Source organism: Mesorhizobium australicum WSM2073, from assembly GCF_000230995.2.
GTDB classification, from domain to species: Bacteria; Pseudomonadota; Alphaproteobacteria; order Rhizobiales; family Rhizobiaceae; genus Mesorhizobium; species Mesorhizobium australicum.
The window spans coordinates 2,646,421-2,658,962 of record NC_019973.1 but is presented as its reverse complement, the minus strand read 5'-3'; the positions used below and the strand labels follow the sequence as shown (position 1 = coordinate 2,658,962).

The window sequence follows — 12,542 nt, the reverse complement described above, 5'->3', positions numbered from 1 at the left end:
GTTTGGGCGTCGCCTCCCAGCGAGCCTTGCGTGTTCTAAGGTTTGCAACAGAGCATCCGGGCCGGATCGCAAAAAGAAGTCTTTTTCTGCCCATTGCTTCGTCGAAACCGAAGCGGCTCGATAGCCGATCGGCGGCCTGGCTCTGGACCTGGCTGGCCATTTTCCGCAGGGTCGCCGACAGAAGCGGCCTCGATGCCACGGCGCTCGAAAAGACGAGAGCCCCGTGCGCGAACCCCTCCTGCGGGGCATAGGAACCGACGAGGGCGGCCGACGTTTTCGCCAGATGAACGAAGCTGCCCGCACGAGATTGGAGAGCCTGCCGAAACGCAGGCTCATCGGACTGGAGCCAAGGTGGAACTGAACGGCGGATGTCTTTGCGGCCGGATTCGCTTCAACGTCACAAGCGAACCGAGAGTGCACTATTGCCATTGCGATATGTGCCGGCGCGCGACCGGCAGTGCATTTGCGGTCCTGGCGTGGGTGCCTTCGCCAGACCTGACCTGGATCGACGCCACTCCCGCCTATCGCCGATCTTCGCCAATCGCCCAAAGGGGGTTCTGTCCCGCCTGCGGATCGCCGCTCAGCCTTGCCTATGACGTCTCGCCCGGGGAAATCGCGCTGCATGTCGGCACATTCGACGATCCAGCGCGGCTGGAGCCTCGCTACAACTACGGATCAGGGCAGCGGCTTGGCTGGGTCTGCTGCGGCGTGGACTTGCCGCACCGCGAAACCGAGGAACGCTGGTAGGCGCCTGAAAGCAACGCAGCTCGCTGGCCGAAAGGACGGAGATCGATGTGATGAGTATTTTCTATCGGGCGGCCAAGATTGCGGAGCAGGCGCATGCATCGCAGCATGATAAGACAGGAGGCCCCTATATCGATCATTGCCGTCGAGTGGTCGACGCCGTCGAAACGATAGATCAGAAAGTCGTCGCTTATCTGCACGATGTCCTGGAAAAAAGCGAAGGCTGGAGCCGGGCCAAGCTCGAAGAGGCGGGCTTTGGACCGACGATCGCTGCCGCGGTCGACGCCATGACACGCAGAGAAGGCGAGGACTATTTCGCATTCGTACGCCGGGCTGCATCGAACCCATTGGCGCTGCCGGTAAAACGGGCGGATCTGGCCGACAATATCTGGCAATCAAAGCAGATCGGAGCATCCACGGCCAAGTATGAAGAAGCATTGCGCATTCTTGACGACGAGTTCACCAAGTGAGTGCCGGGATGCTGGCGGCAATCGCGTCCTGGCATGCGACAAGCGCCACTGGACGATGCCTGTAGTCGCGCGATGCCAAAATACATGGATTACGGGACCAACCCGTTTGGTAATTTTCGTACCAACGTTTTTAGTGACACGCTGGGTGGGTGGTTTTATGAATCCGATGATCGATCCGCGTCCGGCATGCCCTCTGATGCGCAATGCCTGGCTGCCTTCGGATCGCTTCGAGACCAAGGTGACGCCCATGCGGGAATTGCCGAAAGACATTGACGCCGATGTGGTGATCGAAATCAGCAGATTGCTGGACGACAGCGCGCTTTTCGTGCCTGTCCGCGTTCATGAACTCACAGCAAGGGTAAGGCAGAAAGTGAAGACGGGATTGCCGGATCGTTCGATCGAAGAGTTGATCGTGGAAATGGCTTCCTTGCGTCGGTTCGCCATGGCCTTTGAGCTGCCCGGATCGGAAAATGTGGTGCAAATTCCACAGCGACTCCTACGCTGACCGCATCAAGGTCACGCGCTCCACCCGGCGGTCAGGACAAGCGATGCCTCGAACACCTGGGCGCCCGCCTCATTGCGCACCTTGCCGGTATCTTGACCAGGTCGCGATCCGGCATTTCATCGCGAGCGACTTCCTGCGAAATGCGAATGGCTTCTGCCCTCGCCTGTTCTCGCGATTCAAATGGCTGGCCGTCGTTGGGTACGGGGCCATGACCGTTATAAAGATCGAAATGACACCGTTTCATTTTCGGGGCAGCCTTGGACACCTCTAGCGTGCTAATACCCAGCGACACTGGTGGTTCCCGCTCCGGCGCTTGCGCCAGAATACGCGCAGGCTGCCGATGATAGGGTCCGCCATCTTCCGAAGGCCTAAGGTCCGGCTGCTATCCTTGCGTCCAGGACATCTGGCGATCGGCGTTTCAACCCCGATCGCCTCGAGGCTATGATGTTAGAGTCCCTCTATCTGCAACTCGGCCAGCATGACACTCTGTCGGACGTCGAGAAGGTCTTGCTGGCCGAAACGGTTGTTTTCGGACGCGAGTTCGAAAAGGGGCAAGATGTGGTCAAAGCGGGGTCCCGGCCAACCTATAGCACCATGCTGCTGGATGGCCTGGCGGCACGCTACAAGGTGCTCGAGGACGGCGGCCGGCAGTTCACGTCCTTGCAGGTGCCCGGCGACTTCGTCGATCTCCACGCCTTTTTGCTCAAGACCATGGATCACGGTATCGTCGCGCTGTCGCCTTGCCGGGTGATGTACGCGGACCACAACAAGCTGAAAGCCATTACGGAACAGGCCCCTCACCTGACCCGGCTGTTGTGGCTCGATACGCTGGTCGATGGGGCCATACATCGCGAATGGATCGTGGCAATGGGCCGCCGCTCCAGGACCTCGCATCTGGCCCATCTCATCTGCGAACTGTTCGTACGTCTGCAGGCGGTGAAACGCACCAGCGGCATGTGTTTCCATCTACCGTTGTCACAGACTGAAATGGCCGACGTGCTTGGGTTGTCGGTCGTGCACATGAACCGGGTGATCGGAGGCTTGAAGAAGATCAAGGTAATCACCTGGACGAACCATATGGTCACCATTCTGGACTGGGACCAGCTTGCCAGGCTTGCCGAGTTCGACCCTACCTATCTGAGCATCAACAACGAACCGAGATGAGCAGCCTTGAACTCAGTTATGAGGCGGATTGCTCCACCACAACTCAAGCGGCCCGCGTTACGAGCGGGCCTTGTCATCCCCTACGGGTGGATAGCGCCTGATTTGGCGGAAAGCCGGTCCAGCAGCTTGCGCGATTCCTCGATTACGCGCCGCGTGTCTTCAATATTCGAGCGAAGATCGGCAATCTGTGCCGCCGCCCTCCGTTGATATAGGCGCGCACTTTCATTGAGGAAGTAGTCAGGTTCCCACGGGTCCATCGCGATCAGGTCCGTTGCGCACCAGTTCGAACGTTACCTTCACCATAACGAGGGGTTTGCTAGCACCAGCACGGACATGCAGGGCAACCTCTCGGAAATTGCCTTCAGGCATCTGGTCCTTTGCTATTTCGAGCAACGCCTTTGCCGCCTCATCCTCAGCTGCCTCCAAGCTCGGAAGCTCGGTTCCTTCAGTGTCCGGGAAGGAGGTTCCGTTGTCGACTAGATCAAAATAATAGCGCGCCATCATCGCTAACAAGGCGGCGCGACCTTTGTTCCTCTCGACTTATCGCGAGTGCCGGGTAACGCATGCTTTGAATCTTCAGTATAGGTTACGCCGCCGATAACAGCGTGAGGATCAGTTTCACTACCGGGCTTCCTGCGCATACAATCCGATAACTACCGAGCTGCGGTCACGCGCCAGACCGTGTTTCCGACATCGTCCGCAATCAACAGCGCGCCCGCCTTGTCGACGGCAACGCCCACTGGCCGCCCATGTGCCTTGTTGTCATTGTCAAGGAAACCGGTGACGACGTCCTGAGGCTTACCGTCAGGATGACCTCCATTGAACGGTATGAAAACGACCTTATAGCCGTTGAAGCGCTTGCGGTTCCAACTGCCATGTTCGCCGACAAAGGCGCCATTCCGATAGAATTCGGGCAGGTTGGTGCCGGTGTAAAATGCCAGTCCCAGGGGCGCGACATGGGAACTCAGTGCATAGTCCGGAGGGATGGCCTTGGCGACCAGGTCCGGCCGCCGCGGCATCACCCGCGGATCGACATGCTGGCCATAGTAGCTGTAGGGCCAGCCATAAAACGCGCCGTCCTTGACCGAAGTCATGTAGTCGGGAACCAGATTGGGGCCGAGTTCGTCGCGCTCGTTGATGACGGCCCACAGCGCTCCGCTCTGCGGCTCCCAGCTCAAGCCGTTGGGATTGCGCAGCCCGCTTGCGAAAATGCGCGAACGGCCTGTCGCCCTGTCGACCTCCCAGATCGCGGCGCGATCCTTTTCCGCCTGGATGCCGTTCTCGGTGATGTTGCTGTTGGAGCCGACGCCGACATAAAGCAGCGATCCGTCCGGACTGGCGACGAGAGACTTGGTCCAGTGATGATCGATCGGGCCGCCGGGCAGCGGCGTCAGCACGGTGCCTGGCGCGGTGATCTTGGTCTCGCCGGATGTGTAGGGATAACGCACGATCGCATCCGTGTCGGCGACGTAGACATCGTTGCCGACCAGGGCCACGCCGAAGGGCGAATTGAGATGATCGAGGAAGACATCCTGCACGTCGGGCACGCCGTCGCCGTTCGTATCACGCAACAGCGTGATGCGGTTGCTTCCCTCGGTGCCGCCGCCCGACGTCGCCATGGACTCGATCCAGCCCATGATCAAGTCCTTCGGACGCTTGATCGCGGCGCCGGGCGGCGCCACGGACTCGACCACGAGAACGTCACCGTTCGGCAAGGTGTAGAGCGAGCGTGGATGCTTCAATCCCTTGGCGAATGCCTGGATCTGCAAACCCTTCGCGACCGTTGGTTTCTCGTCCTGCTTCCAGCCGACGACCGAAGCGACATGCATGGGCGGAACAAGATATTGCGTTGGTTCAGGCAGTGTCGGATTTGGCCCGACCTGGCCGCTTGGGTCTGGGTCGTCGTTGCTGCAGGCGGGCAATGCCAAAAGCGATCCGCACAACAGACCGAACCCAAGGGCACGCCGGATGTGAGTGTTCGAAACCTGCAGGGCGTTCATTCGAGCACCTCGACGCGGCTGCGGCCGGTGCTCCATTCCAGCAACCACACGAGAACCAAGACGATCACGGCCGCCGCGGAGAGGATGAGCCCTGTCGGCACGACCGACGTCCAGGCGTCACGGCTGTGCACCAGCGCGTTGAAGAACGACAGCACAAGCACCACCAGGCCGCCGAGCAGATAGGCTCCGTGCGTACGGAGAATTCGACGGGTGAAGAGATCGAAAAGCGCCGCAAGCACCGCAAGAGCGCCCATCACGAGGCCGGCAAACAGCAGCCATGCGGAAAAATCGGCCCACATCATCTCCGCCGTTCGCCAATAGGTGAGGTCGGTCAGCAGCGTGCCGATGAAACAGGCATTGGCGACCGCCATCGGTGTCCGATGGATCGGACGGCCGACGACCACCGGTATCGATCGCGAATTGGCCACGGATCTTCTCCGCCCCTGCTCCAGATGGCATCTGGGCTTCAAACAAACCTGAAGTTGAGATGTTCCGGGAACTGTTTGCGTTCAAGGACTTGTGATTGCCCTGACCAATGCCGATCGCTGTCGCCGGTGAATGGCGCGAAGCGCGGTGTGCTCCGGGAATTCAAGTTCGCAATGTCCGCAGCGCGAGTAACATTGCCTGGCAAGCGGTGGGACGCCAGTTCCATTCCGTGTGGGAGATGAGCAGGGCCCGTATCGCCTCCCGCCAGTGAGATTAGGTTCGGCTTCGTACGTTTCTTACCGAGCCTTGGCCCTTTATTGTCAGTCATTGGCAGATGCCTAGATTAACCAGGCGGCATCCCCAAATCATGCCGCAGTGGCCGATGCGGGCTTAGGCAATGTGCCGTCACCGGCATCGTCGCGTCGGCCACTTCCGCGATCCTCGCCCTGCAATGCCGGCATGATGGCGGTCAGCTGGGCGGGCGGTCCTGCCTCGAAGGGTTCTTTGAACCGAGGTCCCCGACCAGCCGACGGTATTGCAGTTCGGGAGGGCCGTAAGATTCCCGTGCCAGCGCCACGAGACCTTTCCGATCCCGGATCGTGATTTCGCCGCGGCGGGCACGGATGTAGCCATGGCTCTCGATTGTCTGAAGCCCCACTGTAACCCCGGGGCGCCTGACGCCCAGCATGACGGAAAGGAATTCGTGGGTTATCATAAGCCTGTCGCCAACGGTCCGGTCGCTGCACATCAGAAGCCATCTCGCCAGCCTGACCTCCAGGCTGTGTCGCGCGTTGATCGATGCCGTGTAGCTGGTCTGGACGTGGAGATACTGGACGTAGCGCAACAGGAACGGCCGCAAGGTAGGGCTCTCTTCCAAGGCTTCGACGAACGGCGCGGCGCTCATCCGTATCGCTTCGCTCGTCGACTGGATGTAGCAATCGAAGCTTGCCAGATCGTCGCCCATGATCAGCGCCGAACCGGTCATACCTTCGAAGCCGATTATTCCCACCTCTGATTCAGCCGTTCCCGCAGTCTTGGCGACGACCGATGCGATGCCACTCTCCAGGAAATAGACAGCTTCGATCTTTTGGCCTTCGATCTCCAACGGCGAGCGCAACTCTAGAAAAACACTTTCGAGATGCGGCCGCAGCCGCTCGAAATCGGCCACGCTCATTCGGCGCAACAACTCGCTCTTGGCCTGCAGAATCTTGGGATCCACGAGACGCTCTCCACTTGGGCAAGAGCACTGGGATCTCTCGGCCGGCCGCGCCCCTCGAACGAGGGGACGGTGGCAAAACATAAACTGTCCCACCCGGCCAGCACTAGGCAGGCGGCCGCGTCGGTATGAAACCGACAATAGCTGCTGTGGACAAATCGCAAGTTTTGTCGGCTATCCATCCTTCGCCAGAAGACGAGCTTCCCTGAGGATCGAAGAGCGGTCGAACCCTACCAGCAACACTATGTCACGGATCTGCTGTTCCGTAGCGCCCGATTCCCGGGCAAGTGTACGCACGGCTTCGGCCGCCAGACCGGGGCGCTCAGGGTCTTTTGTCATGACATCCTAGCCTCACGCTGGGGCAGGAGTGCGATGGTCGCTCCCAAGCGTCAACGCCCGGATCGTGCTGCTGACGACCTCTTTGTGTACGCCTTCGTACCGAACTTGGCGAATCAATTCGAAACACGCCGGCTCGGGTGATTCCGGCGCGCCTTGTTTTGTACTCGCCCAAAAGTCCTTGCAGATCATGGCTATGGCGCGTTCGGAACGCCGTGCCTGTTTGCCGCGTTTGAGCTTGGATCGCTTTCCATGCAGAGGTGAAACCCCATGTTCGATTGGCTGAAGCGCGGCGCGCCAGAACCGCGCAAGGGCATGCCCAGCCCCCGCCTGGACGAACAGGCTTTCAAGCGTCGCTATGGCGAACAGTTCAATGATCCGGCGTTCGAGCCCCTGGCCGCCGACATCGAGCGGATAACGGAGGTCGCCTGGCAGGCCTACAGGGATTCCAGGAAGAGCCCGCGGACCCGAAAGGCGGGCCGTGGCTTCGCCGATCCCGATTACGATCTGGCGGTCGATTGGCTCGAGGCCAGACAAGCAATCGAGCGCGCAAAGCGCATGAACGAGCTGGGCAAACGACGCCGCGTCCTGATCGTGAACGGATCGCCGCGCAGCGAGCACACCTGCCCCGGCGAGATGTCCATATCCTATCGTTTTGTCGAAATCGCCCGGAAGATTTTCAAGGCCGGCGGCGCGGAAGTCGAGATCCTGGATTTGTCCCGGCTGGCCGCCGAATACGGCCGCAAAATCTATCCCTGCAAGGCCTGCTTCTCCACCGCTGCCGCGCTTTGTCACTGGCCTTGCTCCTGCTATCCAAATCATTCGCTCGGCCAGACGCAGGACTGGATGAACGAGATCTATCCAATGTGGGTTGCCGCCCATGCGGTGATGATCATAACGCCTGTCCACTGGTATCAGGCCACCTCGCCGCTGAAGCTGATGATGGACCGTCTGGTATGCGCCGATGGCGGCAATCCCGATCCTAGTTCCACGCACGGCAAGGAGGCGCGGGAGGCGAAGGCGCTGGAACTCGAGGGATGGGACTATCCCCGGCACCTTGCCGGCCGGCTCTTCTCGGTAATCGTGCACGGCGATACCGAGGGAGCCGAAAACGTCCGGCGCTCTTTATCGGATTGGCTGAAATCGATCGAAATGGTCCCGGCGGGGCCGAAGGCCGAACTCGACCGCTACACCGGTTATTGGAAGCCATACGCTACCAGCCACAACGAGCTCGACGACGACATGGACCTGCAGGAAGAAGTCCGAAACGCGGCGCGTACGCTTCTGGCCGCTGCGGTCGCTCGGAAGGAGGGCACTTTCGTCGCCGCTGGACAGTCGCTGACCGATCCTCGGCAAAAATGATGTTCGACGGCTTTAGCCTGGAGATCGTCAAGCTTGCGGATGCGACATTGCGCGTGCGCCATGGTGGGGCTGGCCCGCCAGTGTTGCTCCTGCATGGGCACCCGCGAACCCACACCACATGGCATCGCGTCGCGCCGATCCTGGCAAGACATCACACCGTCATTTGCCCGGACCTGCCGGGGTTCGGGCAATCGTCCGTCCCGGCCGATGCCTGGGAAAGCGCGGGATCTTCAAAGCGGGCAAAGGCCGGCATTTGCGTGGCTCTCATGCACAGGCTTGGTTTTGATCGTTTCGCCGTCGCCGGGCATGACCGTGGCGCCCTTACCGCGTTCAGGATGGCGATGGATCATCCTGCCAGTATTTCGCACCTTGTCGAAATCGATGGCATTCCGGTCCTTGAGCATCTGGAGCGTTGCGACAGCCGCTTTGCGACAGAGTGGTGGCATTGGTTCTTCTTTGCCCAGCCAGACAAGCCCGAGCGCGCCATCAATGTCGATCCGCAGGCCTGGTATGGCGGATCGGCCGAGGCGATGGGCAGAGAAAACTTCGAGGACTATCAGGCGGCGATCAGCAGTCCGCATGTCGTGCATGGCATGCTGGAAGACTACCGGGCCGGGCTCACGATCGATCGCCGGCACGATGCGGAGGATCGCGCCCGAGGGCTCCGGGTCGAATGCCCAACGCTTGTCCTGTGGTCGCTGCGCGACGATCTTGAACGGCTCTATGGTGATGTGCTGGCGATCTGGCGCCCATGGGCCCGGCACCTGCAGGGCCGAGGCATCGACAGCGGCCACCATGTCGCCGAAGAAGCACCGGACCTGTTGGCAAAGGCGATCCTGGACTTCCTTGCTTGAACAGCCGCTGCCGGATGACACGCAGCGTTCGTTCCCCGGGAACAAATCTCCCTTTGGAAAATTGTGACGCCGAGAAAAATGCCGCATGCTCCGGGCCGGAAATATCGCCTTGCGACGGAGTTCTCATCGAGCAGGGGCTCGCCATACGGTCTGACAAGGCCGGCCAGACGGCGCCAGGGGCGATCGCGCCGGCAAGGATGTCGCCGCTTGCCGGGACAGGGGGCCACCATTGAACGCACCAAATAGGCTTGGGCCAAGGAGGTGTAAGATCGATCCCAATCTGTGGTTCGCCTTTCTCGGCACCGTGATCCTGTTGCAGATGCCGCCTGGGCCCGACAGCATGCTGGTCATGGCACGTGGCATCGGGCAAGGCCGTGGCGTGGCGTTGTTCACGGTCGTGGGAATGACATTGGGCGCAGGCATGGTGCAACTGCCGCTGGTCGCCCTGGGTGTCTCCTCGCTCTTGCGTGCATCGCCATTGGCATTTGACACGCTCCGTTGGGCTGGAGCAGCCTATCTGGTCTGGTTGGGCATAAGTTTGCTCTCGGACACGAAAAGCGATCTGGATCTCGATTGCGTCGAGCGCGTCGGGCCGCTCGCCGCGATGCGGGAAGGTATGATAGCCAACCTCATCAATCCTTGGCCCATGACCTTCATGATCGCCTTCCTGCCTCAGTTCGTCGATCCGAACCGTGGCTCTGTCTGGTTCCAGATGCTGATGCTCGGCGCGACCCAGAAATTGACTGGCGTCTTGGTCCTGGGGACCTATGCGGTTGCTTCTGGTGTGCTCGGCGAATGGGTCATGCGTCGACCCCGCGTGAGACTTTGGCAACAACGGATAGCGGGCTGCTTCATTGTCGGCCTTGGCATTCGAATGGCCGTGGGCGGCGGGGCCGGCAAGTGAAGCCAAAGTCTCCTCCGCAGATCCAACGATGACAAGATCGAAGCAGGTTTCAGACTGGGCATGTTCAGCGAGCCGCGCAGCACGGAAGCCGGATCTCCTGATCGAGTTGGTTGAAACCGGCGGGGATGCCAAGGCAGAAGCGGGCGCTGCGCTCTATCGCTACAATGTGGCCAAGTCCGGCGTCGCGGATCGAATGCCGATCGGCGCCATAGTGCGGGATGCCTCGGGAAAGGTCCTTGGGGGTTTGTGGGGCAGGACTGAGCTTGGACTGTTGTTCCTGGACATGTTTTTCGTGGCTGAGGATGTACGAGGAAAGTCGTATGGCAGCCGGCTCCTGTCAGCCGTTGAAACAGAGGCAAGAAAGCGTGGCTGCGCCCGCGCCGTGGTCGAGACCAGCAGCTTCCAAGCACCTGGCTTCTATGTTCGCCACGGATACGAGGAATTTGGCAGGGTTGAATTTGGCATTCCTGGCGCGGCGCGCATCTTCCTGCGAAAAGAGCTCTGAAAATGGCGCTACAACCCTTTGGCGAGCTGTTGTATCGAAGGCGGCGCTTCATTCGAAGCGCCCGATCGTGGTTGCTGAAGTGGCGGAGCCCCCACTGCCAATCGGGTTGAAGCTCCCGCCTTGCCTTGCGAGAATCGCCCATCGTTGCGGTGGCTCCAGTATCCTCGGCTAGGATTTTTGTTCCGACGGGAGAGAGATCCGTTCCCGTACGGACTGCTCCGTCGTGTCGGCCGCGGACTTGACGATTTCACCAATCTGGTCGGCCACCGTGCCTGCTTGTGTGTCCTGCCGTCCAGCTTCCTGCTTGATCGTCTCATAGGCGTCCGCGGCAACCTGCCTGGCCTGATCGAGGCCTTGCTCGAGCATGGTCTCCGAGGTGTTGCGAAGCTTCTCGCCATAGCCGCCCAGCTGCTCATCCTCCATTGCGGTATGGGGCAACATGGCGCCTATCGCGGCGCCGATGGCGAGACCGACCGCCGCAACGGCGAGGGGCTGATCGTTCAACAGCTCCTGTGCCGAGCGGCTGGCTTTCGCAGCCATGTCGCCAGCCGTCGATCCTGCGCTGGCGGCGTTGCTCGTCAGCCCTTCGGCGACGCCGCTTGCTGCGCCCGATATGGCTGCGCCAGCGCTGCTTGCGGCCGACATGAGCGATTCAGCGGTTCCGGAGAGCGTGCTGCCCAAGCCGCCGCCCTCCGCCTCGTCATCCCCGCTGGGCGGGGTTGGCGCCGTATAGCCGGCCGGGCGACGGCTGCCGTTCGACGGACCGCTGCCCAGCATCAGCCAAGCCAGACCGGCGCCCACCATGGTCACGGGCAAGGGATTGTCCCTGACCTGCGTTCTCAGGTTGTTGAGCATTGCCGAACTCTCTCCTCCAGAGAAGATGCCGGTGAATTCGTCCAGCAATTGTCCCGGTGTCATTTTGCCTCGAATGGATTCGGCGGTCTCCACCACCCTGGCGCGCGCGGCCTCGGCCTCGCGTTCGAGTTCGGCTGCGGATTTCTCGGTCATCTCACTTGTTCCTTGATCACAGTCGCGTCGCGCCTGAGCTGTTCCTGGGTTCGGTCGGGAGTAAGTTCGGAAGGCGCCATGCTTGCCATGCCGGTGCGCAGCAGAATGACGCCAAGAATTGCCACCACCACGCCGACCAACAGGGAGGACCACCCGGCCCCCAGCCCTGCCCGCGTCAATGCGATGACCAGTGCCTGAAGCAGCACGAGCAGAGCCGCGAGCAGGCAGATGGCCCCGCCCAGCACCTCGGCGGCGCCAGCTCCCGTCTTGGTAAACTTTTCAGAGAGCTCCGCCCGCAGAAGCCTGGCTTCGGTTTGCACCAGCGTGGTGACGTTTTGCGCCAAGTCGGTCACCAGGGTCGCGAGGCTGGGATTATCTTGAGTGTTCATCTGTCTTGCTCCCCATACTGCGTGGCCAGATCGTCAACACCGCCGCCGAATCCTTGCGCCCCATCGGCCGACCAACCAGCAGCTTCGCCGGTCTGCGAATTTGCACCACCCGAGGCACTTCGAGATGCTTCGGGGCTTCTGGGCGGGGAAGCCTTGATGAACCGACCCAGCGCCAATCCGGCCAGTACAGACCCGGCAAGCAGGACACCGGGGTTTTGCCGGCCGAAAGACTGCACATCCTCAAGCACCTGGCCAAACGGCTTTTGTTTCAACGAGGAGGAAAGCCGCTCCAGCCCGCCAGCGGCGTCCAGGGCAAATTTCGACGCGGTCCTTTCATCATTGTTGGCCAGATGCTCGCTGGCCGCGCGCAACGCGCCGCCCAACGCCGCCAAGCTCGATCCTATGTCGCGCTGCGCCTCCTCCGCCTTGTCCGAAATAACCTGCGTGGCTTCTGTCGCGTAGTCGCCAGCCTTGCGGGTCAGTCCGTCGCGAGCATCGTGAAGCAACTCGCTCGCGCGCTCTTTTTCCCGGCCAAGTCTGTCGGAGACGTCGCTTGTCGCCTTGTCGAAATCAGTGTGTTTACGGCCCTGGCCGTCATTACGTTGCATGGGTCACCTAGTGAAAACCGAGGAAGGAGAGGACCGCGAGCACGACAACGA

Annotated in this window: 16 protein-coding genes; 8 read left to right on the top strand and 8 right to left on the bottom strand. The window is 60.9% G+C overall.

What is annotated here, in order from left to right:
• Positions 1–351: 351 nt before the first annotated feature.
• The 3 genes from MESAU_RS12735 (at position 352) to MESAU_RS12725 (ending at position 1,719) form a co-directional block, all read left to right on the top strand.
• Positions 352–747, top strand: coding sequence for a GFA family protein (locus MESAU_RS12735; RefSeq protein WP_015316449.1), 396 nt, complete (start codon positions 352–354; stop codon positions 745–747).
• A 50-nt stretch (positions 748–797) separates the two neighbouring features.
• Complete coding sequence (locus tag MESAU_RS12730; RefSeq protein WP_015316448.1) at positions 798–1,214, top strand: HD domain-containing protein; 417 nt, start codon at positions 798–800, stop codon at positions 1,212–1,214.
• A 157-nt stretch (positions 1,215–1,371) separates the two neighbouring features.
• On the top strand, positions 1,372–1,719 hold the full coding sequence (locus MESAU_RS12725) for a hypothetical protein (protein ID WP_015316447.1): 348 nt from the start codon (positions 1,372–1,374) through the stop codon (positions 1,717–1,719).
• A gap of 31 nt (positions 1,720–1,750) precedes the next feature.
• On the opposite strand, the gene MESAU_RS32375 is transcribed toward MESAU_RS12725, so the two are convergent.
• Positions 1,751–1,963: a DUF6894 family protein gene (locus MESAU_RS32375; protein ID WP_425339445.1), complete on the bottom strand. Its 213-nt coding sequence runs from the start codon at positions 1,961–1,963 to the stop codon at positions 1,751–1,753.
• A gap of 200 nt (positions 1,964–2,163) precedes the next feature.
• Between MESAU_RS32375 and MESAU_RS12720 the strand changes: the two genes are divergently transcribed.
• The gene (locus MESAU_RS12720) at positions 2,164–2,883 is read left to right on the top strand and encodes a Crp/Fnr family transcriptional regulator (protein ID WP_015316446.1); all 720 of its coding nucleotides are present in this window, start codon (positions 2,164–2,166) and stop codon (positions 2,881–2,883) included.
• Positions 2,884–3,120: 237 nt separating this feature from the next.
• Here MESAU_RS12720 and MESAU_RS12715 read toward each other — a convergent pair whose 3' ends face one another.
• From MESAU_RS12715 to MESAU_RS12700, 4 genes are all read right to left on the bottom strand, one after another.
• On the bottom strand, positions 3,121–3,384 hold the full coding sequence (locus MESAU_RS12715; RefSeq protein WP_041163723.1) for a DUF6894 family protein: 264 nt from the start codon (positions 3,382–3,384) through the stop codon (positions 3,121–3,123).
• A gap of 152 nt (positions 3,385–3,536) precedes the next feature.
• On the bottom strand, positions 3,537–4,883 hold the full coding sequence (locus MESAU_RS12710; protein ID WP_015316443.1) for a PQQ-dependent sugar dehydrogenase: 1,347 nt from the start codon (positions 4,881–4,883) through the stop codon (positions 3,537–3,539).
• Entirely contained in the window at positions 4,880–5,311 is a 432-nt protein-coding gene (locus MESAU_RS12705; RefSeq protein WP_015316442.1) for a DUF2231 domain-containing protein, read from the bottom strand. Before MESAU_RS12705 ends, MESAU_RS12710 begins: the two co-directional genes overlap by 4 nt.
• 467 nt (positions 5,312–5,778) lie before the next feature.
• Positions 5,779–6,528 carry a Crp/Fnr family transcriptional regulator gene (locus MESAU_RS12700; protein ID WP_015316441.1) on the bottom strand — a complete coding sequence of 250 codons (750 nt, stop codon included), beginning with the start codon at positions 6,526–6,528 and terminating at the stop codon, positions 5,779–5,781.
• A 603-nt stretch (positions 6,529–7,131) separates the two neighbouring features.
• Here MESAU_RS12700 and MESAU_RS12695 point away from each other — a divergent pair.
• The 4 genes from MESAU_RS12695 to MESAU_RS12680 all read left to right on the top strand — a co-directional run bounded on the left by MESAU_RS12695 (position 7,132) and on the right by MESAU_RS12680 (position 10,486).
• Positions 7,132–8,223, top strand: coding sequence for a flavodoxin family protein (locus MESAU_RS12695; protein ID WP_015316439.1), 1,092 nt, complete (start codon positions 7,132–7,134; stop codon positions 8,221–8,223).
• A complete protein-coding gene (locus MESAU_RS12690; RefSeq protein WP_041163351.1) occupies positions 8,223–9,077 on the top strand; it encodes an alpha/beta fold hydrolase in 855 nt (284 codons plus the stop codon). Before MESAU_RS12695 ends, MESAU_RS12690 begins: the two co-directional genes overlap by 1 nt.
• A 229-nt stretch (positions 9,078–9,306) precedes the next feature.
• The gene (locus tag MESAU_RS12685) at positions 9,307–9,981 is read left to right on the top strand and encodes a LysE family translocator (RefSeq protein WP_015316437.1); all 675 of its coding nucleotides are present in this window, start codon (positions 9,307–9,309) and stop codon (positions 9,979–9,981) included.
• 28 nt (positions 9,982–10,009) lie between these two features.
• Positions 10,010–10,486 carry a GNAT family N-acetyltransferase gene (locus MESAU_RS12680; RefSeq protein WP_015316436.1) on the top strand — a complete coding sequence of 159 codons (477 nt, stop codon included), beginning with the start codon at positions 10,010–10,012 and terminating at the stop codon, positions 10,484–10,486.
• Between the two features lie 168 nt (positions 10,487–10,654).
• Here the strand turns inward: MESAU_RS12680 and MESAU_RS12675 are convergent, their stop codons facing one another.
• From MESAU_RS12675 to MESAU_RS12665, 3 genes are read right to left on the bottom strand one after another with little or no spacing between them, the layout of a single operon-like run.
• Positions 10,655–11,494 carry a DUF3618 domain-containing protein gene (locus MESAU_RS12675; RefSeq protein ID WP_015316435.1) on the bottom strand — a complete coding sequence of 280 codons (840 nt, stop codon included), beginning with the start codon at positions 11,492–11,494 and terminating at the stop codon, positions 10,655–10,657.
• A complete protein-coding gene (locus tag MESAU_RS12670) occupies positions 11,491–11,883 on the bottom strand; it encodes a phage holin family protein (protein WP_015316434.1) in 393 nt (130 codons plus the stop codon). The genes MESAU_RS12675 and MESAU_RS12670 overlap by 4 nt, the downstream gene beginning before the upstream one ends.
• Complete coding sequence (locus tag MESAU_RS12665) at positions 11,880–12,491, bottom strand: hypothetical protein (protein WP_015316433.1); 612 nt, start codon at positions 12,489–12,491, stop codon at positions 11,880–11,882. Before MESAU_RS12665 ends, MESAU_RS12670 begins: the two co-directional genes overlap by 4 nt.
• Between the last annotated feature and the right edge of the window lie 51 nt (positions 12,492–12,542).